General features: G+C 70.1%; 21 protein-coding genes. 6 read left to right on the forward strand and 15 right to left on the reverse strand.

Annotation, left to right across the window (positions count from 1 at the left end; all coding sequences use genetic code 11):
* Window positions 1-73 precede the first annotated feature (73 nt).
* On the reverse strand, window positions 74-1,219 hold the full coding sequence (locus AB0383_RS25520; protein WP_364180391.1) for an acyl-CoA dehydrogenase family protein: 1,146 nt from the start codon (window positions 1,217-1,219) through the stop codon (window positions 74-76).
* 125 nt (window positions 1,220-1,344) lie between these two features.
* On the opposite strand from AB0383_RS25520, the gene AB0383_RS25525 reads away from it, so the two are divergent.
* The 4 genes from AB0383_RS25525 to AB0383_RS25540 all read left to right on the forward strand — a co-directional run bounded on the left by AB0383_RS25525 (window position 1,345) and on the right by AB0383_RS25540 (window position 5,843).
* Complete coding sequence (locus AB0383_RS25525; protein WP_364180393.1) at window positions 1,345-1,941, forward strand: TetR/AcrR family transcriptional regulator; 597 nt, start codon at window positions 1,345-1,347, stop codon at window positions 1,939-1,941.
* A gap of 41 nt (window positions 1,942-1,982) precedes the next feature.
* The gene (locus tag AB0383_RS25530) at window positions 1,983-2,924 is read left to right on the forward strand and encodes a carbohydrate kinase (protein ID WP_366188719.1); all 942 of its coding nucleotides are present in this window, start codon (window positions 1,983-1,985) and stop codon (window positions 2,922-2,924) included.
* 191 nt (window positions 2,925-3,115) lie between these two features.
* Complete coding sequence (locus tag AB0383_RS25535; RefSeq protein ID WP_364049496.1) at window positions 3,116-4,432, forward strand: citrate synthase; 1,317 nt, start codon at window positions 3,116-3,118, stop codon at window positions 4,430-4,432.
* A gap of 70 nt (window positions 4,433-4,502) precedes the next feature.
* Window positions 4,503-5,843 (forward strand): deoxyribodipyrimidine photo-lyase, encoded by a 1,341-nt coding sequence (locus AB0383_RS25540; RefSeq protein ID WP_366188720.1) that lies wholly within the window; start codon window positions 4,503-4,505, stop codon window positions 5,841-5,843.
* Window positions 5,844-5,899: 56 nt separating this feature from the next.
* On the opposite strand, the gene AB0383_RS25545 is transcribed toward AB0383_RS25540, so the two are convergent.
* The 5 genes from AB0383_RS25545 to AB0383_RS25565 all read right to left on the reverse strand — a co-directional run bounded on the left by AB0383_RS25545 (window position 5,900) and on the right by AB0383_RS25565 (window position 11,618).
* Window positions 5,900-7,081, reverse strand: a complete 1,182-nt coding sequence (locus AB0383_RS25545) for a serine hydrolase domain-containing protein (protein WP_366188721.1) — start codon at window positions 7,079-7,081, stop codon at window positions 5,900-5,902.
* A 96-nt stretch (window positions 7,082-7,177) separates the two neighbouring features.
* Window positions 7,178-8,371: an ABC transporter permease gene (locus tag AB0383_RS25550; RefSeq protein ID WP_366188722.1), complete on the reverse strand. Its 1,194-nt coding sequence runs from the start codon at window positions 8,369-8,371 to the stop codon at window positions 7,178-7,180.
* Window positions 8,368-9,279 (reverse strand): ATP-binding cassette domain-containing protein, encoded by a 912-nt coding sequence (locus AB0383_RS25555; protein ID WP_366188723.1) that lies wholly within the window; start codon window positions 9,277-9,279, stop codon window positions 8,368-8,370. Before AB0383_RS25555 ends, AB0383_RS25550 begins: the two co-directional genes overlap by 4 nt.
* Before the next feature lie 86 nt (window positions 9,280-9,365).
* Window positions 9,366-10,901 carry a glycerol-3-phosphate dehydrogenase/oxidase gene (locus AB0383_RS25560; protein ID WP_366188724.1) on the reverse strand — a complete coding sequence of 512 codons (1,536 nt, stop codon included), beginning with the start codon at window positions 10,899-10,901 and terminating at the stop codon, window positions 9,366-9,368.
* Window positions 10,902-10,973: 72 nt separating this feature from the next.
* Window positions 10,974-11,618, reverse strand: coding sequence for a TetR/AcrR family transcriptional regulator (locus AB0383_RS25565; RefSeq protein ID WP_364180408.1), 645 nt, complete (start codon window positions 11,616-11,618; stop codon window positions 10,974-10,976).
* A gap of 16 nt (window positions 11,619-11,634) precedes the next feature.
* Here AB0383_RS25565 and AB0383_RS25570 point away from each other — a divergent pair, with 16 nt between their 5' ends.
* Window positions 11,635-13,245 carry an FAD-binding oxidoreductase gene (locus AB0383_RS25570; protein ID WP_364180409.1) on the forward strand — a complete coding sequence of 537 codons (1,611 nt, stop codon included), beginning with the start codon at window positions 11,635-11,637 and terminating at the stop codon, window positions 13,243-13,245.
* A gap of 96 nt (window positions 13,246-13,341) precedes the next feature.
* Here AB0383_RS25570 and AB0383_RS25575 read toward each other — a convergent pair whose 3' ends face one another.
* The 6 genes from AB0383_RS25575 to AB0383_RS25600 all read right to left on the reverse strand — a co-directional run bounded on the left by AB0383_RS25575 (window position 13,342) and on the right by AB0383_RS25600 (window position 19,414).
* Window positions 13,342-13,869, reverse strand: coding sequence for a gamma-glutamylcyclotransferase (locus AB0383_RS25575; RefSeq protein WP_364180530.1), 528 nt, complete (start codon window positions 13,867-13,869; stop codon window positions 13,342-13,344).
* 92 nt (window positions 13,870-13,961) lie between these two features.
* On the reverse strand, window positions 13,962-15,059 hold the full coding sequence (locus AB0383_RS25580) for an S-(hydroxymethyl)mycothiol dehydrogenase (RefSeq protein WP_364180411.1): 1,098 nt from the start codon (window positions 15,057-15,059) through the stop codon (window positions 13,962-13,964).
* Between the two features lie 105 nt (window positions 15,060-15,164).
* Window positions 15,165-16,427: a peptidase C39 family protein gene (locus tag AB0383_RS25585; RefSeq protein ID WP_364180413.1), complete on the reverse strand. Its 1,263-nt coding sequence runs from the start codon at window positions 16,425-16,427 to the stop codon at window positions 15,165-15,167.
* 166 nt (window positions 16,428-16,593) lie between these two features.
* Window positions 16,594-16,995, reverse strand: coding sequence for a PaaI family thioesterase (locus AB0383_RS25590; RefSeq protein ID WP_364180414.1), 402 nt, complete (start codon window positions 16,993-16,995; stop codon window positions 16,594-16,596).
* A gap of 52 nt (window positions 16,996-17,047) precedes the next feature.
* Window positions 17,048-18,772, reverse strand: coding sequence for a TIGR03767 family metallophosphoesterase (locus tag AB0383_RS25595; protein WP_366188725.1), 1,725 nt, complete (start codon window positions 18,770-18,772; stop codon window positions 17,048-17,050).
* Window positions 18,773-18,934: 162 nt separating this feature from the next.
* On the reverse strand, window positions 18,935-19,414 hold the full coding sequence (locus tag AB0383_RS25600) for a DUF4190 domain-containing protein (RefSeq protein WP_364180417.1): 480 nt from the start codon (window positions 19,412-19,414) through the stop codon (window positions 18,935-18,937).
* A gap of 39 nt (window positions 19,415-19,453) precedes the next feature.
* Here AB0383_RS25600 and AB0383_RS25605 point away from each other — a divergent pair, with 39 nt between their 5' ends.
* Entirely contained in the window at window positions 19,454-19,639 is a 186-nt protein-coding gene (locus tag AB0383_RS25605) for a hypothetical protein (protein ID WP_364180419.1), read from the forward strand.
* On the opposite strand, the gene AB0383_RS25610 is transcribed toward AB0383_RS25605, so the two are convergent.
* The 3 genes from AB0383_RS25610 to AB0383_RS25620 are packed head-to-tail and all read right to left on the reverse strand — an operon-like array spanning window position 19,614 to window position 22,670.
* Window positions 19,614-20,396 (reverse strand): carbohydrate ABC transporter permease, encoded by a 783-nt coding sequence (locus AB0383_RS25610; RefSeq protein WP_366188765.1) that lies wholly within the window; start codon window positions 20,394-20,396, stop codon window positions 19,614-19,616. The genes AB0383_RS25605 and AB0383_RS25610 overlap by 26 nt on opposite strands.
* A 44-nt stretch (window positions 20,397-20,440) precedes the next feature.
* Window positions 20,441-21,358, reverse strand: coding sequence for a sugar ABC transporter permease (locus AB0383_RS25615; RefSeq protein WP_364180421.1), 918 nt, complete (start codon window positions 21,356-21,358; stop codon window positions 20,441-20,443).
* A gap of 7 nt (window positions 21,359-21,365) precedes the next feature.
* Entirely contained in the window at window positions 21,366-22,670 is a 1,305-nt protein-coding gene (locus tag AB0383_RS25620) for a sugar ABC transporter substrate-binding protein (protein WP_366188726.1), read from the reverse strand.

A 22,670-nucleotide genomic window follows, 5' to 3' on the forward strand; every position in this document is an offset into this window, starting at 1 on the left:
GGGGCGTCGCGTAAGAGGTCATCTTGGACACGCTGCGTGACTGTGAGCCGAGTACGTGCTGGGTCACGATCCGTCAGGCTGCCTTCAGCGCCCTCGCGATCAGCATCCGCTGGATCTGGTTCGTCCCCTCGAAGATCTGGGGCACCTTCGCCTCGCGCATGTAGCGCTCGACCGGGAAGTCGCGCGTGTAGCCGGCGCCGCCGAGGACCTGGACGGCGTCGGTGGTCACCTGCATGGCGCCGTCGGTGGCGACGAGTTTCGCGATGGACGACTGGCGCTGGAAGTCGAGGCCGCGGTCGCGGCGGCGGGCGGCGTCGAGGTAAGTCGCGCGGGCGGATTCGACGGTGGCGGCCATGTCGGCGAGCAGGAACTCCAGGCCCTGGAACTCGATGATGGGCCTGCCGAACTGGGTGCGGCCCTTGGCGTAGGCCACGGCCTCGTCCAGCGCGGCCTGTGCCAGGCCCACGGCACACGCGGCGATGCCGAGGCGGCCGGAGCTCAGGGACGACAGGGCGATCTTCAGGCCGGAACCCTCGTCGCCGATCCGGCGGGAGACCGGCACCCGCGCGTTGTCGAAGATCATCTGCGCGGTCGGGGAGCCCGTGAGGCCCATCTTGCGTTCGCGAGGAGCCGCGGACAGACCGGAAGTGGCGGCGTCGACGAGCAGGCACGAGATGCCGTGGCCGCCGTCGTCGCTCGTGCGGGCCATGGTGGTGTAGAAGTCGGCGGCGCCGGCGTGGGTGATCCAGGCCTTGGTGCCGTTGACCACGTAGTCGTCGCCGTCGCGGCGGGCGCGGGTCGACAAAGCGGCCGCGTCGGAGCCGGCCTGCGTTTCCGACAGGGCGTACGCGCCCAGCAGCGCGCCGCCGAGCATGTCCGGCAGCCAGCGTGAGCGCTGCTCGTCGGTGCCGTGGTGGGCCAGCGCGTAGCAGGACATCGTGTGCACCGACAGCCCCACGCCGACGGTCATCCACGCGGCGGCGATCTCCTCCAGCGCCTGCAGGTACACCTCGTACGGCAGGTCGGAGCCACCCCAGCGCTCGGCGTAGGGCAGCCCCAGCAGCCCGGACTTGCCCAGCAGCGTGAACGCGTCGCGCGGGAACTCCTCGGCCTCCTCGGCCGCCGCGGCGCGGGGCTTCAACTCGTCGCGCGCGATCTCCCTGACCAGCGCGAGCAGGTCCTCGGCCTCGGGGGTGGGCAGCAAACGTTCCGCCGGCATGGCTCCTCCAGTGGCAGGAGTACTGAAAACAGTACTGGGGGCCGTTTGAGAGTACCGTACGGAGGTGGGAGCTGTCCTGACTTCATGAGGGATAGTGACGCGATCAGGAAAGCTGGTGGCCCCCGATGGCAGTACCGTCTGACCCCGAAGCCCGACGACGCCCGACGGCGCGGCAGCAGGCGTTGCTCGCCGAGCTCGAGGCGCTGTTCCTGGCGGAGGGTTTCGCCGGCTTCACGCTCGACGACCTGGCCGCCCGCCTGCGCTGCTCCAAGTCGACCCTCTACGCGCTCGCCCCCAGCAAGGAGCAGCTGGCGGTGAAGGTCGTCGCCCACTTCTTCAGGGGCGCCGCGAAGCGCATCGAGACCCGCATCGAGGGCATCGACGACGCGCGCAAGCTGATCGGGGAGTACCTCGCCGGTGTCTCGGAGCACCTGAACCGCGCGTCGCCCGCCTTCATGACCGACATCGCGCAGTTCGAGCCGGCCCGCGACAGCTACCAGCTCAACAGCCGCGCCGCCGCCCGCCGCATCCGCGCGTTCATCGACAAGGGTGTGGCCGACGGTGTGTTCCGCGACGTGCACGCCCGCCTCGTCGCCGAGATGACGGGCCTGATCGTCGAGGGCATCCAGACCGGCGTGCTCGGGCGCCGCACCGACGTGTCCGACGCCGAGGCGTTCACCGCGCTCGGCGAGCTCCTCCTCGGTGGGTTGAACAAGGACTGAGGACAGGATTTGTCACGAACAGGTCCTCTACACTCGCGCTCGTGATCGTGGTGGGTGGAGAGGCGCTGGTCGACCTCGTTCCGGGTGAACTGCTGGACTCCAATGTGGACGGTGGGCTGCGGGCATTGCTGCCCCGGTTGGGCGGCGGGCCCTACAACGTCGCGCTGGCCGCCGCGCGGCTCGGTGTGCCGGCGTCGTTCCTGTCGCGCGTGTCCACCGACCGGTTCGGTGTCGCGCTCGTCGACCGGCTCGTCGACTCCGGCGTGGACACCACGCTGCTGCAGCGCGGCGACGAGCCGACCACGCTCGCCGTGGTGGCACTGGACCAAACGGGTGCCGCCCGTTACACCTTCTACGTCGAGGGCACGGCCGACCGGCTCGTGACCGACCCGGGCACGCTGCCCGACGACGCCACCGCGCTTTCGCTCGGCACGCTCGGCCTGGTGCTGGAGCCGGGCGCCAGCGCGTACGAAGCGATGCTGCGCCGCGAGGCCGCGCGCGGCACGCTCACCGCGCTCGACCCGAACATCCGCGAGGCGCTCATCGCCGACCCGGCCGCCTACCGCGCACGGTTCGCGTCGTGGCTTCCCGATGTCCGGTTGCTGAAGATCTCCGACGACGATGCGGCGTGGCTCACCGAAGGAGCCGATCCGGTGGCGGCCGCGAAGACGTGGGTCGAGTCCGGTGTGGACGCGGTTGTGCTGACCCGCGGCGCCGAAGGGCTGTCCGTGATCACCGCCGCAGGTGAGCTGGCCCACGTGCCTTCGCGGCGGGTGCCGGTGGTCGACACGATCGGGGCGGGCGACACCGTGCAGGGCGCGCTGCTGGCGTGGCTGCACACCCGCGAGGTCCGTGACCTGGCCGCACTCGACGCCGACGCGTGGCGCGAGGCTCTCGGCTACGCCGCGAAAGCGGCCTCGATCACCGTCTCGCGCAGCGGCGCGGAGCCGCCGACGGCGCGGGAAATGGCTTCCACCGTGTGAACCTGGTCCCAAAGGGGCTATTGAGGGCAACGCAGCGGCTGCGCGCACACCCTTATTTCGACTAGCGTAGGGGGGAATTCATACCCCAGCGGGGCGGTGTGCAGCGAGGCGCGTGTTTCCTCGCGTGAACACGTGGCTACCTGTGGAACGTACAGGCGCCGCCGGCCCGTGCCAACGTGAGAGGGACCTGCATGTCCGACGCGACGAATGCGGGGCAGTCCGGCGGCGAAACCGCGACGCTGCGCCTGCCGAGTGGCGAGCACGAATTCAAGGTCGTCCACCCGGTGGAGGGCGCACCCGGGATCGAGCTGGGGAAGCTGCTCGCGCAGACGGGGTACATCACTTACGACCCCGGGTTCGTGAACACCGGTGCCGCGTCGTCGGCCATCACCTACATCGACGGTGATGCGGGCATCCTGCGCTACCGCGGGTACCCGATCGAGCAGCTCGCCGAGAAGTCCAGCTTCATCGAGGTGTCCTACCTGCTCATCTACGGTGAGCTGCCCACCGAGGCCCAGCTCGCCGACTTCACCGAGAAGATCCAGCGCCACACGCTGCTGCACGAGGACCTCAAGGCCTTCTTCTCGGGCTTCCCGCGCGACGCGCACCCGATGCCCGTGCTCTCGAGCGCGGTCTCGGCGCTGTCGACCTTCTACCAGGACTCGCTGAACCCCTTCGACGAGCCCAACGTGGAGCTGTCCACCATCCGCCTGCTCGCGAAGGTGCCGACCTTGGCTGCCTACGCGTACAAGAAGTCCGTGGGCCAGCCGCTGCTGTACCCGGACAACTCTCTGGGCCTGGTGGAGAACTTCCTGCGGATGACCTTCGGCTTCCCCGCGGAGCCGTACGAGGTGGACCCGGCCGTCGCCAAGGCGCTCGACCTGCTGTTCATCCTGCACGCCGACCACGAGCAGAACTGCTCGACGTCGACGGTGCGTCTGGTCGGCTCGTCGGAGGCGAACCTGTTCGCCAGCATCTCGGCGGGCATCAACGCGCTGTTCGGCCCGCTCCACGGCGGTGCCAACGCGGCCGTTCTCGACATGCTCGAGGGCATTCGCGACGAGGGCGGCGACGTCGCCTCGTTCGTGAACCGCGTGAAGAACAAGGAAAAGGGTGTCAAGCTCATGGGCTTCGGGCACCGGGTCTACAAGAACTACGACCCGCGCGCGAAGATCATCAAGAACACCGCCGACGAGATCCTCGGCAAGATCGCGGGCGGCGACCAGCTGCTCGACATCGCCAAGAAGCTCGAGGAGACGGCGCTTTCCGACGACTACTTCGTCGAGCGCAAGCTGTACCCGAACGTGGACTTCTACACCGGCCTCATCTACCGGGCGCTCGGGTTCCCGACGAAGTTCTTCACCGTGCTCTTCGCGCTGGGCCGGCTCCCTGGCTGGATCGCGCACTGGCGCGAGATGATCAACGACCCGCAGACGAAGATCGGGCGCCCGCGCCAGATCTACACCGGTCACGCGTCGCGCGACTACAAGTCGATCTCGGAGCGCTGAGTTCCCGCTCTGAACTGTTCTGAACGCCCCGCCGTGCAGCCGCACGGCGGGGCGTTTAGCGTTGGCGGGTATGACGAGCGTGCTGTGGTTCCGGCGAGACCTGCGGCTCGGCGACCACGCGGCGCTGCTGGCGGCCGCGGAGGCCGGCGAGCCGGTGCTGGCGTTGTACGTGCTCGACGAGAAGCTGCTGAAGCCGTCGGGCGCGCCGCGACGGGCGTTTCTGTTGGGGTGTCTGGAATCGCTGGACGCCGCGCTGGACGGCCGGCTGATGGTGGTCCACGGCGATCCGGTGCGGGAAGTCGTGCGGGTGGCGCGGTCGGTGGGTGCTTCGGCGGTGCACGTCAGCGCCGATGCCGGTCCTTATGGCCGGCGCCGTGACACTGCCGTGGCGGAAGCCTTGGCGGAGCACGATATTTCGTGGGTGGTCACCGGGTCGCCCTACGCGGTGGCGCCGGGGCGGGTGACCAAACCGGACGGTGATCCGTACCGGGTTTTCACGCCGTTTCACCGCGCGTGGACCCGGCACGGCTGGCGGCGGCCGGCGGACACGGGTGCGTCCCTTGTGGACTGGGTGACGCCTGCTGAGTCGCGGAAGCTCCCTTCACTTCCGGATCTCGGGGAGATGGCGTTGCCTGCGCCCGGCGAACCGGCGGCACTCACGGCTTGGCACGATTTCCTGGACGCGGGCGTGCGTTCCTACGCCACCGACCGCGACCGCCCCGACCGTCCGGGCACCACGCGGATGTCGCCCTACCTGCGCTGGGGTGCCATCCACCCGCGCACGATGCTCGCCGACCTGTCGGGTGATTCCAGCGACGGCGCCCAGGCGCTGCGCTCGGAGCTGTGCTGGCGCGAGTTCCACGCAGACGTTCTCTGGCACCGCCCGGAAACCGCCCGCGAGAACTACGACTCCCGGTTCGACCGCATGGACCACGACTCCGATTCGGACGCGTTCGACGCGTGGTGCGCCGGCCGCACCGGTTACCCGATCGTCGACGCCGGCATGCGCCAGTTGCTGGCCGAGGGCTGGATGCACAACCGGGTGCGGATGGTCGTCGCGAGCTTCCTCGTGAAGGACTTGCACTTGCCCTGGTGGTGGGGCGCGCGGCACTTCATGCGTCATCTGGTGGACGGCGACCTCGCGTCCAACCAGCTGAACTGGCAGTGGGTCGCGGGCTCGGGTACCGACGCGGCGCCTTACTTCCGCGTCTTCAACCCGACCACGCAGGGGGAGAAGTTCGATCCCGACGGGGATTATGTGCGGCGTTATGTGCCGGAGCTGCGTGGAGTGGCGGGGAAAGCGGTGCACAAGCTGAAGGAGCGGCCGCCGGGCTATCCGGAGCCGTTGGTGGATCACGCGCACGAGCGGCAGGTGGCGTTGCAGCGCTACGGAGCCATCACCGGGTCCTGAGGTGCTGAGGTCCTCAGTGGACGGCCCGGCCCCCTGGACCGGGCCGTCCACTCGGATCACAGGCCCGCGATGGCGAGCGCGAGCTTCTGCACGATCTCCGGCTGGCCGTCGAAGTCCTTGTCGGTCGTGTTGATCGAGTAGACGACGCGGCGCTGCAGATCGCGGGTGGCCCAGATGCCGTTGGTGTAGCCGTAGCGGCTGCCGGTCTTGCCCCAGACGGTGACGCCGTTGACGGTTTCGGTCATGAGGCCCTGGCTGTAGATCGCGGGGTCGTCGGTACCGAAGGTGGTCACGGCCGGCACGGTGAACATGCGCTGCAGTACCGGTTTCGGCACGAGCCGGCCCTGGAAGAGGGCGATCAGGAACTTGTCGAGGTCGCCGGTGGTGGAGATCATCTCGCCCGCGGCCCAGGGGATGGACTGGTTCATGCGGGTCAGGTCCACGAGCTGCCCGTTCACGAGCTGGTAGCCGTGGGCGTAGGGCGCGGGCAGGTTCGGGTCGTTGCCGGGCACGGAGGTGTCGCGCAGGCCGAGCGGGCGCAGGATGCGGTCGCGCACCTCGTCGCCGTAAGAGTGGTGCGTGAGCTTCTCGACGAGCAGCCCGGCGACGAGGTAGTTGGTGTTCGTGTACTGCTGGCTCGTACCGGGTGCGAAGACCAGGCCGTGCTGGAACGCCGTGGCCAGCACCTGCTGCGGGGTGAAGACGGTGTAGCGGTGGTCGACGATCCACTGTGGATTCTCGGGCAGGTCGACTCCGGGCAGGCCGCTGGTGTGGTTGAGCAGCTGCGCCACGGTGATCCGCGGGTAGCTCGCGGGTAGCAGGCCCGGCAGGTAGCGCTGCACGGGCGCGTCGAGGTCGAGGCGGTGCTCGGCGGCGAGTTGCAGCACGACGACGGCCGTGAACGTCTTGGTGATGCTGCCGATGCGGAAGTGCGCGTTCGCCGGGACGGGTGCCCCGGTGCTCAGGTCGGCTGTCCCGGAGACGCCGCTCCACGCGCCGGCCGAGCCGCGGACCTGCACGAGCGCGCCGGTGGCCTGGGCGTTGGGCAGGCCGGCGATGGCGCCCGCCAGCGAGGCCGGGTTCATCGGCGGCAGCGTGGACCGCGCCGGCGCTGAATGTCCCGGCGCTGAATGTCCCGGCGCGGCGGGCTCGGCGAGCGCGGCCGGGGTCACGGCGGCGGTGAGCAGGAGGGCGGCGCTCGCGGCCGCGGCGATGCGGATCAGCGGGTTTCTCTTCATGACAGCGAGTCTTTCGACTCGCGAACGACCTGCCATCGGGGAGAAACCCGGGCTCGGCTACCTAAGGGTCAGCTGCGCAGGGTCATTCGTGCACTGTCAGCCGCGCAGGGCCTCGAGCAGCTTCAGCCGGCTGCCCACGCGCAGCACACCGTTGCGGTAGATCCGCGCCCCGACCCACGTCACGAGGGCGATCAGCACCGCCGTCAGCACCAGTGACAGCACGATCTCCCACAGCTGGGCCGAACCCGTGGCAATACGAGCCGGCATCAGGACCGGCGACAGCAACGGAATGAGCGAGAGGATCTTCGTCGCCGCGCCGTCGGGCGACTGAGTGAGGAGGTTGATGCCCGCGATGAACCCGATGACGAGCGCGATGTTCACCGGCGCCACCACCGTCTGCGTGTCTTCCTGGCGCGAGACGAGCGAGCCCGCTGCGCCGTAGATCATGGCGTAGAGCAGGAAACCGAGCAGGTACCACACGACGCCCCACACCACGGCGCCCACGGCGATGCCCGAGATCGACCCCAGGACACCCGTTCCCAGCGCCGCGAGGAGCCCGACCACGGCGAGGATCCCGAGCTGCGCCAGCCCGACCAGCCCGAGGCCGATCACCTTGCCCAGCAACAGGTGCCACGGCCGCACGGCCGCCAGCAGGATCTCCACGACCCGGCTCGACTTCTCCTCGACCACGCCCTGAGCCACGAGCATCCCGTACGTGATGATGCTCAGGTACAGCAGCACCGCCACGACCACGCCGACCACGAGCTTCTGCCCGGCCCGCGGATCGCGTTGCTCCAGCGGCAACACGTCGACGTGGGCCGCGGACACCGCCTGGTGCACGGCGACCGGGTCGAGGTGCGCGGCCGACAGCTGCGCGTCGAGCACCTGCTGCTGCACGATCCCGTCGAGGGTGTGCTGCAGCGTCGGGTCCGCTGTGGACTTCACGGTGACCCGCAGCCTCGAGGCGCTGCCGGACACGAGCGCGTCGACGTCGCCGCTGCGCACCTGCGCGAGCCCGTCCTGTTCGGACGCGACGGTGACCACGTCGATCGTCTCGCCGCCGGCCTTCCCGGCGAGCTGCAGCTGCTGCGCGATCCCTTGTGCCTGACCGGTCAGCGCGACCTTGGTCGTGGTGGCGGACCCGAGGAGAAACGCCTGCAGTGCCACATATCCGACAAGCAGCAGCAACAACACCGCCGTGCTGACCACGAACGCTCGCGTGCGCAGCCGCGTGTTCACCTCGCGTTTTGCCACGAGCCGCACGGCCCGCGCGGCGCTGATGCGGCTCACGTCGGGCCTCCCTGGGCGACGGCGTCGCGGAACAGTTCGGTCAGCGATCGCCGCTGCCGGCTGAACTCCGTGACCGGCCCGGTGGCCAGCGCGGCGGCGAGCACGGCCTGGTCATCGGCGCTCGACGCCAGCTCCAGCACCGTCGTGGCGCCGGAAGACTCGACCACGCGCGCGCCGGGCACGGTCGACGCCCAGCCGGGCCGTGCGCCCGGCGCCGTGACCACGAGCCGGCTGCCGGCGCCGCGCGTGAGGTCCTCGACCGTGCCGACGGCGACCATGCGCCCGTCGCGGATGATCCCGACGCGGTCGCACAGGCGCTCGACCAGGTCGAGCTGGTGGCTGGAGAACACCACGGGCACGCCGGCGGCCGCCTTCTCGCGCAGCACCACGCTCATCACGTCGACGGCGATCGGGTCGAGGCCGGAGAACGGCTCGTCGAGCACCAGCACGCCGGGGTCGTGCACGAGTGCGGCCGCGAGCTGCACGCGCTGCTGGTTGCCGAGGCTGAGCTTCTGCACCTCGTCCTTGCGGCGCTCGCCCAGCCCGAGCCGCGCGAGCCACAGCTCGGTGGCGCGGTGGGCGTCGTTGGTGCTCAGGCCGTGGAGCTCCGCGAGGAACACGAGCTGGTCGAGCACCTTCATCTTCGGGTACAAACCGCGCTCCTCGGGCATGTACCCGATGCGCGTACGGGTTTCGTGCGTCACCGGCTCGCCCGCGAACCGGACCTCGCCGGAGTCGGCCGCGAGCACGCCGAGCGCGATGCGCATGGTGGTGGTCTTGCCGGCCCCGTTGCTGCCGACGAAGCCGAACAGCTCACCCGGCCGCACGTCGAACGTCACGCCGTCGAGGGCGAGCTTGCGGCTGTAGCGCTTGGAGATCGCGTCGATCTCGAGTGCTCCTCCGGGCAAAACCGCCCCCTCTCCGAACACCTGTGTGGACAGTGGTGAGCCCGCGCCGCCAACTCTAGCGAACGGCGCGGGTCCTCTCCCGGTGTTCAGGACAGTCCGGCCAGTGCCTTCTCCACGAGCTCCGCCACGCGGGCGCGCGCGGCGTCGGCCTCGGCGGGGACGAGCGACAGGCGGGTGCGGCGTTCGAGCACGTCTTCGACGTCCAGCGCGCCCTCGTGGCGGACGGCCCAGACGACCTCGGCGGCGGTGATCTGGGTGCCGTCGAACAGCGGGGCGGCGAACGTCCGGTCGACCTCGCCGAGGGCGGCGACGCGGGGAGCTTCCGTGCCGTACTTGGCGATCAGGCGGGCCGGGGCGTCCACAAGGGACAGTCGGGCGCGTGGTGCGGCACCCAGCAACGGCAACCGCGAGGTGCGCGACGGCCCGGCGTGCAGGCCCGAGTGCATCAGCGCGGCGTCGACGGCATCCTCGGCCATGCGCCGGTAGGTGGTGAGCTTGCCGCCGACCACGGTGAGCGCGCCGTCGGTGCCGGTGACCACGGCGTGTTTGCGGGAGAGATCGGCGCTGCTGCCGGCGGAGCCGGCGACCAGGGGACGCAGACCGGCGTAGGAGCCGATCACGTCGGCACGGGACAGCGGCCGGGCGAGCACTGAAGACGCCACGGACAACAGGAAGTCCATATCGGACTCCGGCACCTCGGGCACCGGCGGAAGTTCACCCTCGATGGGCTCGTCGGTGAGTCCCAAGTAGACGCGGCCGTCGACCTGCGGGAGCAGGAAGACGAACCGGTTGCTCTCTCCGGGCACAGCGACGTTCACCGACGTCCCGCCCACCGCGGCGGCGGCCGGCGAGAGGACCAAGTGCGAACCGCGCGACGGCCGCAGCCGCACGGCGTCGGTGAGCGTGCCCGCCCAGACGCCGGTCGCGTTGACGACCTGGCGGGCGTGAAGGTCGTACTCGGCCGAGCCTTCACGCACGCGCACGCCGGTGCCCGAAAGCGACACGGCTTCCAGGTGCGTGAGGATCCGGGCGCCCAGCATCGCGGCCGTGCGGGCGAGGTTCACGACCAGGCGCGCGTCGTCGACGAGGGCGCCGTCGTAGGCGAGCAACGCGCCGCGCAGACCGGCGGGCGCGAGGCCCGGGGCCAGCGCGACAGCCTCGGCCACCGGGATCTGCCGGGGCCTCGGCAGCACCGACGACGGCGTGCGCGCGGCCCGGCGCAGCGCGTCACCCGCGCGCAGGCCGGTGGCGATCACGGCCTGCTGCGCGCGGGAAGTGCTGGGGTACAGGGGGAACAGCTGCGGCATCGCGCGCGTGAGGTGCGGCGCCGTGCGCGTCATCAGGATCCCGCGCTCGACAGCGCTTTCGTGCGCGAGGCCGAACTCGCCCTTCGCGAGGTAGCGCAGGCCGCCGTGCACGAGCTTGCTGGACCAGCGTGACGTGCCGAACGCCAGGTCGTGGGCCTCGACCAGTGCGACCGACAGTCCGCGGGCCGCCGCGTCGAGCGCGATGCCCGCGCCGGTGACGCCGCCGCCGACCACTATGACGTCGACTCGCTCACCGTTCGTGAGCCGGTCCAGCTCACGTTCGCGCCGGCGTGCGTTCAGCGAGCCGGTGCTCATGCCGCCTCCGCGGGAAGGAGTGCGTCGGCGGTGTTCATGCCGCCTCCGCGTTGAGGAGTACGTCGGCGGTGTTCATGGCTTGAGGGCCGCGTCGACGAGGTACCGGAACTCGTCGAGCAACGCCCGCTCGTCGAGGTCCGCGGTGGCGGGCCGCAGCGAGAACGCGAACGACTGCACGACCAGCAGGATCGAGCGCGCTTGCGCGGTGACCTCGGCCTGGCGCACGGAACCGTCGCGGTGCCCGGCTTCGAGCAGCTGGCGCAGCACCTGTTCGGCGAAGATCTGCGTGGCCCCGAGCCGCTCCACGATGTAGGGCAGCACGAGCTCAGGATCGACGTCGAGCAGCGTGCGGAACAGCGGGTCGGCGGCCAGCGCGCTGACGCCGGCCGCCGCGATGAGCACGAGACGCTCGCGGGTGTTGGCCGCGTCGTCGCCCGCGTGGCTGGCGTGTTGGAGCAGGCCGCTGAACTCGCGCGTCATCAGCGCGGCGAGCACACTGCGCACGTCGGGGAACCGGCGGTAGACGGTCATGCGGCTCACGCGCGCGGTGCGCGCGATCTCGGCGAGCGTGGTGCGCCGGACACCGACCGCGAGCACGCACTCGCGCGCGGCGTCGAGCAGCACGTCGTCGGCAACGCGCGCTGAGGTCTGGCGGCTGCGGGCCCCCGCGAGGGCCGAGGGAGTCTCTCCCGGTGGGGAGTGACGTTTGACGTCCATATGTCACACTGTAGTCGTGAGTGATCTCATAAACCACCGTATCCGGCAGTCGTGGACCGGCGACGGCGCTGGCGCCACCTCGCTGCCCGATCGGGCGGTCCGGTGGCTCGGCCAGCGTATCGGCCCGGTGGGTGCTGATCGAGGGCGAAAGCCGGATTTCGTCCCGAACCTGACCGGTTCTGCCCTTCCCGGCCAGGCTCGCGAGGACCTTTCGGCCGTGGTCGGTGCGGAGAACGTGCTGGTCGACGCCGACTCGCGCCTCGAACGCGCCGGCGGTCTGTCCTATCTGGACCTGCTGCGCCGCCGGCTCGGCGACTCGGTGCCGGCGCCCGATGCGGTGGTGCTGCCCGCTTCGCCCGAGCAGGTGCAGGCCGTGCTCGAGGTCTGCGTGCGCCACGACGTGGGGGTCGTGCCGTTCGGCGGGGGCACGTCGGTGGTCGGCGGCGTCGCGGCGCTGCGAGGGGACAAGGCGGCCGTGATCGCGCTCGACCTGGTCCGGCTCGACGCGCTGGTGTCGGTGGACGAGCAGTCGCACCTGGCCGTGCTGCAGGCCGGCGTGCGCGGGCCCGAGGCCGAGCGGCTGCTGGGTGAGCACGGGTTCACCCTCGGCCACGTGCCGCAGTCGTTCGAGCGGGCGACCATCGGCGGGTTCGCGGCGACGCGCTCGGCCGGGCAGGCGTCGGCGGGTTACGGCCGCTTCGAGGACATGGTGGCGGGCGTGCGCGTGGCGACGCCGCAGGGCGAATGGCGGCTCGGCGTCGCACCCGCGTCGGCGGCGGGGCCGGATCTGCGGCAGCTCGCGGTGGGGAGCGAAGGCACGCTGGGCGTGATCACGGAGGTCGCGCTGCGGGTGCGGCCGGTGCCTGTCGCGCGCCGGTACGAGGGCTGGGTGATCGACGGCTGGGATCTTGGCGCTGAGGCCATGCGCGCCCTCGCCCAGAACCACGCGACGGCCGACGTCACGCGACTGTCCGATGTGGACGAGACGGCGGTGTCGTTCGCGCTGAACGCCGGCCTGAAGACTTCCGTGCTGCGGGCGTACCTGGCCGCGCGGGGTGTCAAGCACCCGTGTCTGCTGATCGTCGGCTGGGAGAGCGACGTGCGGGCCCGCCGCCACCGCACGACGCGGTTCCTGCGTCGCGCGGGCGCCCTGCGCATCGGCGCCGCGCTCGGCGAGTCGTGGCGGCACGGCCGGTTCTCGGGCCCACGCCAGCGCGATGCGTTGATGGACCTCGGGGTGTGCGTCGAGACCGTGGAGACCGCCGCGTACTGGTCGAACCTGGACGACCTGCACGACGCCGTGCGGGCCGCGCTGGTGGCTTCGCTGGGCCGCGCGATCGTGATGTGCCACGTTTCGCACGTGTACGAAACGGGCGCCTCGCTGTACTTCACGGTCCTCACCTCCCGCGACGACGCGGACCCCGTCGGCCAGTGGCAGCGCGCGAAGCACGCCGCGTCGGAGGCGATCGTCGGCCTTGGAACGATCACCCACCACCACGCCGTGGGTGTCGACCACGCGCCTTACTTGGAGCCCGAGATCGGCTCGCTGGGGCTGTCCGTGTTGCGCGCCGCGAAGTCCGCTGTCGACCCGACGGGGATCTTGAACCCGGGAAAGCTGCTGGGCTGAGCGTGGTGGCGGAGACGTGGGACAACGGCCGGCACGTGCGGCTGTCCCGCGAGCCGACCGGGTTCCTCGCCGTCCGGGCGGTTCCCGACCCGCGCGTCAGGTGAAGATCTGCTCCGGCTCCACAACCGTGCACTTCAGGCCGTGCTCACCGGCCGGGTCGCCGAGGAGGAGGGCGGCTTCGGACTGGGGGACGTCGGCGACGCGCACGGGCCGGCTGTCGACCAGCAGCGGGTAGCGGACGGCCGATGCGCCGACGTAGGCGTGGACGTTCGGCACCGGGGCCCCGTCCAGCTCGATCGAATGGTCGTCCAGCTGCGCGAGGTGATACCGGGTGCCACGGCCTTCGCAGACGTCCAGCACCGCGCGTTGCTCCGGAGTGACGAACCACAGGAAGTGGTACTCGACCCCAGGCAGCATGGTGAGGGTGGCGGGGCGCTGGTCGTCGACCTTGCGCAGGCCTGACGCCCATACCGCGGCCAACCCCCTGCACCGCACGCGGGCGGCCACGACGGGACCGGTCAGGCCGAGTTCGTCACGCAACCAGGTGATCTTCGACGGGCACGCGTTGGACCCGTACGCCAAAACGGGCAGCCGGTCGCGCCAGCCGGCCGGCGCGGTGTCCAGCGACCACCCGGCGCCGTCAAGGTGGACGAACGACGTACCCGGCCGTCCCCCGGGGTAGGGGACGGCCGGGTAGTCGGCGTCGGTGAAGAGCCTCAGAACTCCACCACGCTGCGCAGGACGTCGCCGTGGTGCATGCGCTCGAAGGCCTGCTCCACGTCGCCGACGCCGATGCGCTCGGTCACGAACTTGTCCAGCGGCAGGCGGCCCTGCAGGTACAGGTCCACGAGCATGGGGAAGTCGCGCGAGGGCAGGCAGTCGCCGTACCAGGACGACTTCAGCGAGCCGCCGCGGCCGAAGAAGTCGATGAGGGGCAGGTCGTTGAGGCGCATGTCCGGCGTCGGCACGCCGACCAGCACGACGGTGCCCGCGAGGTCGCGGCCGTAGAAGGCCTGCTTCCACGTCTCGGGCCGGCCGACGGCGTCGATGACCACGTCGGGGCCGAACGAGTGCGTGGCGTCCTGCATGGCCGCCACCACCGCGTCCTGGCTGAGGCCCTTGCTGTTCACGGTGTGCGTGGCGCCGAAGCCCTTGGCCCACTCGAGCTTCCGGTCGTCGGTGTCGATGGCGATGATCGTGGTCGCGCCCGCGAGGTTGGCGCCGGCGATGGCCGCGTCGCCCACGCCGCCGCAGCCGATCACGGCCACGGAGTCACCGCGCGTCACGGCGCCGGTGTTGATGGCCGCGCCGAGGCCCGCCATCACGCCGCAGCCGAGAAGGCCCGCCACCGCGGGTTCCGCCCGCTCGTCCACCTTCGTGCACTGTCCACTGTGGACGAGTGTCTTCTCGAGAAACGCCCCGATGCCCAGCGCGGGCGACAGCTTCGTGCCGTCGGTGAGCGTCATCGGCTGCTCGGCGTTGAACGTGGAGAAGCAGTACCACGGCTTGCCCCGCTTGCACGCCCGGCAGGTGCCGCAGACGGCGCGCCAGTTGAGGATCACGTAGTCGCCCGGCGCGATGTCCGTGACCCCGGCGCCGACCTTGTCGACCCGCCCCGCGGCCTCGTGGCCGAGCAGGAACGGGAAGTCGTCGTTGATCCCGCCCTCGCGGTAGTGCAGGTCGGTGTGGCAGACCCCGCAGGCCTGCACCGACACGACCGCCTCGCCCGGACCCGGGTCCGGCACCACCACGGTCTCGAGCGCCACCGGCTCGCCCTTCGCGCGGGACACGATCCCCTGGACCTCGTACGGCATGCGCTCACCCTTTCCTGCACTCTTGCTTTGCCCGGGCAGCTAATCACGGAACATGCACACGTGGCCATACCACGATGCGTCGGTTTCCACTCCTGGAAAGCCGGCTCAGGCCGGCGTCACGATGTACACCACCCCGCCCGGCCCGCTCGCCACGCTGCCGTCGGCCGTGTAGCGCTTCGTGCGCTGCCAGATCTTCTCGAACTGGTCGCGCTTGTACACGTTGCGCACGCGGGCGTCGGTGCTGGAGGCCGGGTCGTTGACGATCACGTCGCCGGCCTGGGTGAAGCCGACGACGACCATGATGTGGCCGGAGGTGCCGTAGCCGGCGCCGTCGAGCTCGTCGGAGAGGAAGGACTGCGACGTGATCACGGGGATGCCGCGGGCGATGTAGTCCTCGAGCTCGTTGAGGTCGTGCAGGCGCGTGATGTGGCCGCGCAGGCCGAGAGAGGCGGCGTACGCGGTGTTGAACGGCCAGTTGCCGGTGCCGTCGTAGGCGTAGTCGTAGGTGTTGCGCGCGGCGTAGACGACGGACGGGTCGATGTAGTTCGAAGGGATCCAGCTCATCTGCTGCGCGGTCGGCTTCTTGCCCCAGTACTCGGCGACCATCTCGGTGGACGTCGGGCTGCACCAGGCCTCACCGCCGCCGCCGTACTGCGGGAACTGTCCTTTGTGGATGTTCTGCGCGTATGCCGGCACCTTCAGCTCGATGCCCCGCGCGCGGCCCGGTTTGGTGGCCGGCACGTCGAAGCGGTCCGGGACGTTCGAGGTCACGGCGCCGAGCGTGGACACCGTCGGCGTCACCCGCGTGCCCGCCTCACGGTAGAGGCTCACGCGCAGCTGGTACGTGCGCAGCGTGACGCCCGTCTTCGTGGCCAGCGTGTCGACGTCCACCGACGCGTTGTCGTCGCTCTGACCGTCGACGCTCGTGCGCTGGATGTCGGCGTCGCCGCTGGCCCAGCGGCCCATCACGTACCAGGTCGTCTCGACGCCGGCCGACGTGCGGCCCTTCGCCTCGACCTCCAGCCACGTCTTCGCCGGCGTCTGCGCGTTCCACGACGCGATGAGCTGCGTCGCGTCGAACCCCTGCCGGAACAGCGGCGACGTCCACGAGCCGTACTCGTAGGTCTTCGTCGTGCCCAGCCCCGGCTCGGTGTGCTCGACGGTGCCCGCGGGCCGCGTGATGCGCAGCCCGTCGCGGCCCAGCGTCAGCCCGTCGAGGTGGCCCGCGTGGAAACTCCCGCCGGACCACTCGTGGTAGTTGATCGCCTCGTCGTTCGCCGGGTGCGCCGGCGCCGCGTCCGCGACCTGCGTCGCTCCTGCCGTGACCATGGCGATGGACAATAGCGTGATCAAGCTCCGCATCCGCATGCCGTGCTCCGTCCCCGAGACCCCAGTGTCAGCGAGAGATTTTCGCCGGTTGGAGTGGGTTCGTAAAGAGCCGACCAGAGTAGGGCTGCGAAATCGGTGGCGGTCGCTGGGACGATGATCGGCGACCTCGACGCCTTTCCGGTGACCATGGGCTCCCCTGGGCCGGCTAGAGCACCGCTTGCGTCTGGGTCACCTTCGCGACCAGCTTCCCCTCGTCGTCGTGGATTTCCGTCTCGACGACGACCACGCGGCGGCCCGCGTGCAACGGCCGGGACGACGCGACCGCATGCCCCGAACGGACGGCGCGCAGGAAGTTGGTCTTCGACTCCAAGGTCGTGGTGCCCGAAGCGCCCGAAGGGAGGTTGAGGAAGGCGCACACGGCGCCCGTCGCGTCGGCCAGGGACATGAGTACGCCGCCGTGCAGGACGCCGCCGAGGGTGCACAGCGACTCGGACCACGCCAGCCGGCTGCGGACCAGGTCGGGGGCGTGCGAGAGCGCTTCGATGCCGAGCCGGGAGGCGAACGGCATGGTCTGGTGGAACAGCGAAGTGCCCTCGGCGTCGGTCATGTCCACGACCTAACCGCAGCCGGAGGCCGCTCGTCGATTACCCGCGAGGTAATCAACCGAGCGGGTTCGTGAGCAGCAGCTCCGTGTTGTGGTCCCCGTCGGAGCCGACGCGGCCCAGGTCGACGTGGATGTCGTTGTACGAAAGCTCGCGGTAGAGCGAAGCCAGGGCGGAGGGCGTCCGCGCGGAGTAGTCCACCGCATACGGCGCGGACGCCTCGATGAGGGTGGTGAAGATCGACAGGGTGCCGTCGCCGTTGTCGGCCAGTTCGAGGATGCGCGCGTGCTGCGGGAAGTCGACGTGGGAGGCGGTGTTGATCTCCCAGAAGCTCTGCGCGGGCGTCTTGCCGACGTGCGGGGTGATCTTGTTGAGGTGCGTGTGGCCGTTGACCCATGCCACCACGTTGGGGAAGCGGTTGAGCAGCCCCACGAACGTGTCACCGTTCAGGCGCGGCTCCAGCAGGTGGCGTGAGTCGGGCAGGAGGTTGCCCATGGTGTCGCTGGTGTGGTGGCTCAACAGCACGAACAGCTCGTCGGTCACCGACTGCTTCACCTTGCGGCCGAAGAAGTCGTAGTACGTCGACGAGTTCCGCTTCAAAGTCGACTCCACCCAGTTGAACTGGCCGAGCCCGATCGAACCGTCGGCGAAACCGCCCAGCGTGGTGGTGTCGAGGCTGATGCCGGTGACGCCCGGGGCGATGCGGAACGTGCAGTAGACGTTGCGCCCGTCGGCGTTGTTCGCCGAGAAGCCGTGGCCGACCGGGCCGGGGCCGGTGTTGCCGGACTCGAGGTGCGCGGTCACGAACTCCGCTGTGGTGAACGGCCGCCGACGCGCGTCGGGGGTGACCTCGCGGATCGTGCCGGTGCCGCCGAACAGCTCGGTCAGCGGCACGCTTTTGCCGCTGTTGAGGGCCGCGCCGAGCTTCTTCGCGGTGCTCTCGTCCTTGCCGATCACCTTGTACCGGCTCGTGTACCAGGCCTCGATGCCAGGGATGTCCGGCAGCGTGCCGACCACGCTGTCGTCGTGGTTGCCGAACGTGCAGAACCACGGCACGTCCAGCCCCGGCGCGGTGAACGGCGCGATACCCGCTTCGAGCAGCCCCGGCAGCTGCGGGAAACCCTTCTTCGAGTAGTCGTCGGCGAGCGGGGTCGACGGGTTCCAGAACGCGTCGCTGCCCGAGGCCTGCACGCCTTCGTACCGGCTGGGGTCGCCGGAGTTCGGGGTGACGGCGCCGCCGTTGAGGCTGGTCAGGAACCAGTCGAGCTCCAGAAGCTCGTGGTTGTCGGTGTTGTCGCCGGTGGTCACGAGGAAGTCGAACGGCCGGCCGGTGAACGGTCCCTTCGCGACGCTGTTCACCCGCTGCACCAGCGCGCTCGTCGCGGCCGTGCCGAGGGCTTCCTGCGGCCGGTGCGCCGATCCGACGTACGGGTGCAGGTACTCGAACCGCGCGGGCGACTCGGTGTCGGTGATGTGCAGGTCGGTGAACTGCACGAACGCGCCCAGCGCCGTCCGCCGGTCGTCGCGGCCGTCCTTTGGCGCGGCGAGGTCACCGCGGACCACGAGCGGCCAGCCCGGGCCGCCGGTGAGGCGGGAGTACGTGGCCGTGCCGGGGGAGACGGCGGTGGCGACCTGTTCGAGAGTCGTGCCGGCGGTGCTGACGGTGCGCGAGACCGTGCGCTTGAGCGCCCGGTCCAGCGCGTTGGCGGTCGGGGTGCACAGCAGCAACCCCACGCCCGCGGCACCCGCCGAAGTGAAAGTCCGCCTGGTCAGCTGGGCCATCGTCGCTCCCCGGTGTCGGCTGCCCAGCACGCTGCCGGACGGCGGTGGACCTCCGGTGAACGCAACATGAATCCCGCTCACATTCACCGTGACAGTGCGGCTGACTCTGTCACAGGTACCGCGGTTCGACTACCCGACGAAGGTGGGTTCAGAAGCGAAGCTTCAGCAGTAGAACGCGCACGACGTACTCGTCGCCGCGATCGCCGTGAAGAACAGCACCAGGAAGATCACCGCGGGGATCGCGGCGATGATTCCGCAGACGAGCCCGGCGATGCCCATGCCCTGTCCCGTGTAGCCGGGCTTCTGCGCCTGCACCATGCCCGCCCACGACAGCCCGATCGCGGTGAACGCCGCGATCACGTCCCAGAACGGCACCCAGAACGTGATCAGCGCGAGGATCCCGATGATCATCCCCGCGATCGCCATGCCGCTCGTCCGTAGCGGCACGTAGCCCGGGAACGGCCCGTACGGCATGGGCTGTGGTCCCGAGTACGGCGTCGGGTACGGCCCCGAATACGGCGCGGCGTACGGCACGGGCAGCGGCGCCGAGGACTGCTGCGGAGGCTGCTGGGGCGTCGGATAACCGTCGGCGCCGTAGTACTGGCCCTCTTGGCGGGGCTGCTGCTGGTACGGATCGGTCATCGAGTGCTCCAGGTTCCGGACGTCGGGTACAAGGAGCTTATGGGGGATGCGGTAGTCGTCGGGGGCGGAATCGGCGGATTGACCACCGCGATCGGGTGGCGCGTCACGGTGCTCGAACGCGCCGCCTGCGCGATCGCGAAGGCCGTGCGCCCGGCAGCCCGGTTTTCGCTGCACCTGCCGGCGTCGCTGCCGCCGCGGCTCAGCCCGTCAACCCCGACTCCGTGACCCCGCGCACGAGGTAACGCTGCAGGAACGCGAACAGCAGCACGATCGGCAGGATCGACACCGCCGCGGCCAGGAAGAGCAGGTTCAGCTGCGGGTTCTGTGAGGTCAGCAGGCCGGACAGCGCCACCTGCACCGTCCACGAGTCCGGCGACTGCGCGATGATCAGCGGCCACAGGAACGCGTTCCAGCTGCCGATCACCGAGATCACGGCGATCGCGGCGAAGAAGCCGCGTGAGTTGGGCACCACGATGCGCCGGAACACGCCCCAGCGCGTGAGCCCGTCGACGCGCCCGGCTTCCTCCAGCTCACGCGGGAAGTCCAGGAAGTACTGGCGGAACAGGAACACGCTGAACGCGCTGAACAACCCCGGGATCACCAGGCCGCGCAGGTCCGAGAGCCAGCCCAGCGTGGACACCACGACGAAGCTCGGCACGAACGTGACCGACGTCGGGATCATCAGCGTCGCGAGCACCGCGTAGAACACGGTTTTCGAGTGGAGGTAAGGGATCCGGGCGAACCCGTAGCCGGCGAGTGAGCAGATCACCAGCAGTCCCGACGTCTGCAGCGTCGCCACGATCGCGGAGTTGAGCAGGCTTCGCGCGAACGGCACGTCCTCCAAGGAGAACAGGCGCGTGAAGTTCTCCCAGTGCATCTGCCGAGGCCACAGCGTCCAGCCGGGAGCCGTGATCTCCGCGCGCGAGGCGAGACCGTTGCGCAGCAGCAGGTAGAACGGCAACAGGAACAGCACCGCCGCCACGATCAGCGACGTCCAGCGCAGCGCGGCCTTCACGACGGCGCTGTTCACGAGAGGGCACCACGGTCGAAGCGGAAGAGCCTGCCCTGCGACAATGTCACGAGCGCGATGAGCAACGCCAGCAGCACCGCGCCCGCGCTGCCGCGACCCAGATCCTGGCCGCCCGAACCCAGCGACGTGTAGTAGAGGTACACCAGCGGCGGCCGGGCGAACGGTGGATAACCGCGGGAGTCGCCCATGATGTTGTAGAACTCGTCGAACGCCTGGTACGCGTTGATCAGGTTGAGCAGCAGCACGGCCACGGACGTCGCGCGCAGCTGTGGCAGCGTGATGTGGCGGAACACCTGCCAGCCCGGCTTCGCGCCGTCGAGCCACGCGGCTTCGTAGAGCCGGCCCGGAATTCGTTGCAGTGCGGCGAGGAACAGGATCATGTAGAAGCCCAGCTGTAGCCACAGCCGCGCGGTCACCAGCACGATCCAGTACAGCGGCGGGTCCACCGTGCCCGTCCACGCCACCGGATCGGCGCCGAACAGGCCCAGCACGGTGTTCGCCAGGCCGTAGCGGACGCCGGAGAACAACGACGTCTTCCAGATCAGCGAGGCCACCACGTACGAGCAGGCGAACGGCAGGAAGAACACCGAGCGGAAGAACGCGCGCGCGAACCTCAGCTGGTGCACGCCGACCGCGAGCGCGAGCGACAGCACGAACGTGAGCGGCACGATCACCACCGCGAACACGCTGAACGTGCCGAGACTGGCCAGGAACGGCCCGTCGGTGAGCATGTGCGCGTAGTTGTCCAGCCCCACGAACACGCTCGGCGTCACTGTGTTGCGCGCGTCGAAGAACGACAGGTACACGCTCCAGCCGATCGGCAGGTACGCGAACACGGCCAGCCCGATCAGGAACGGGCCGACGAACCCCCAGAACGCCAGCGCGTCCCGGGTCTTCCGGGCTGGGGCTTTCAAAGCAGCTTCATCCGAACAGACGCTTCAGCTCGGACTGCGCGACGGTCACCGCCGCCTTCGTCTGCGCCACCGGGTCGGCGCCCTCCTTGGCGATCTTCGCGACCGCGTCGGACAGCGCGGTGTTCGCCTGCTGAGTCCACACGGGACCGCTGACGAGATGGCTGTTCTCCTTCACGAACCGCGCGACGTCGGCGGCCGGACCCGAGCGCAGCGTGTCGGCCTTGTCGATCAGGCTCTGACGCGCGGGCACGTGGAAGCCGAAGCGCGTGGCGAACTCAAGCTGGTCGGCGGTCTGGTCGATCCACAGCCACTTGACGAACGCCTTGGCCTCGGCCACGTGTTTGCTCTTCGCGTTCACCATCGCGCCGTACGCGCCCACGGGCACGGAAGGCGCGCCGCTGTTGTCCAGCTTGGGGAAGGGGAGCACGGCGAAGTCGTCGTTGAACGCGTCGCGGATCTTCGGCATGTTCCACAGCCCGGTCCACTGCATCGCGCACAGGCCGTCGATGAACGCGCCCGGGTCGGACCAGTCGGTGGGCGCACCGAGCAGCAGGGAGCTGTTGGCGTTCAACGCGCGCAGCTTGCCCAGCGCCGTGGCTGCGCGCGGGTCGTCGAAGCCGACCTCGCGGCCGCCGGGCTTGAGGTAGTCGAGCCCGGCCGACCACAGCAGCGGGCCGGTCAGCGTGGCGACGCCGCCGTCGTTGCCCACGAACAGGCCCTTCACACCGTCGCGCGAGAGCTTGCCGGCGGCGTCCACCAGCTCGTCGACGGTCTGCGGCGGCTGCACGCCGGCGGCCTGCAGCAGGCTCGGGCGGTAGAAGAGCACCTGCGTGTCGGTGGCCTGCGGGATGCCGTAGACCTTGCCTTCCACGGTCTGCGCGGCCAGTACGGCGGGGCTGAAGTCGTTCTTCACCGGACCGATGAGGTCGTCGAGGGCCACGACCTGGTTCTGCCGCACCCAGTCGATCTTCACCTGGGCCTCGAACACGTCGGGCACGGCGCTGTTCTGCAGCGCGGTCACGATCTTCGAGTCGTAGTCACCCGGGTTCCACTGCACCTTCACGGCCGCGCCCGGGTACGAGGCCGCGTAGCCGCGCACGGCGTCCTGCACGCCGTCTTCGCCGTACGCGTGGTACCACTGCTGCAGTGTCACCTTCGCGGCCGGTTTCGACGGCGGCGGTCCGGCCGACATCGCCGTGGACGGCGGCGGATCGCCCGGGCGCCCGGTGTTCGAACCACACGCGGCCGCGACCGCGCCCACTGCCGCCGTTCCCGCGAGGGTCAGGAACGACCTTCTGCTGCGTGACTGCAT

Origin of the sequence: Amycolatopsis sp. NPDC051373 (genome assembly GCF_040689465.1) — a bacterium.
Lineage (GTDB): Bacteria > Actinomycetota > Actinomycetes > Mycobacteriales > Pseudonocardiaceae > Amycolatopsis.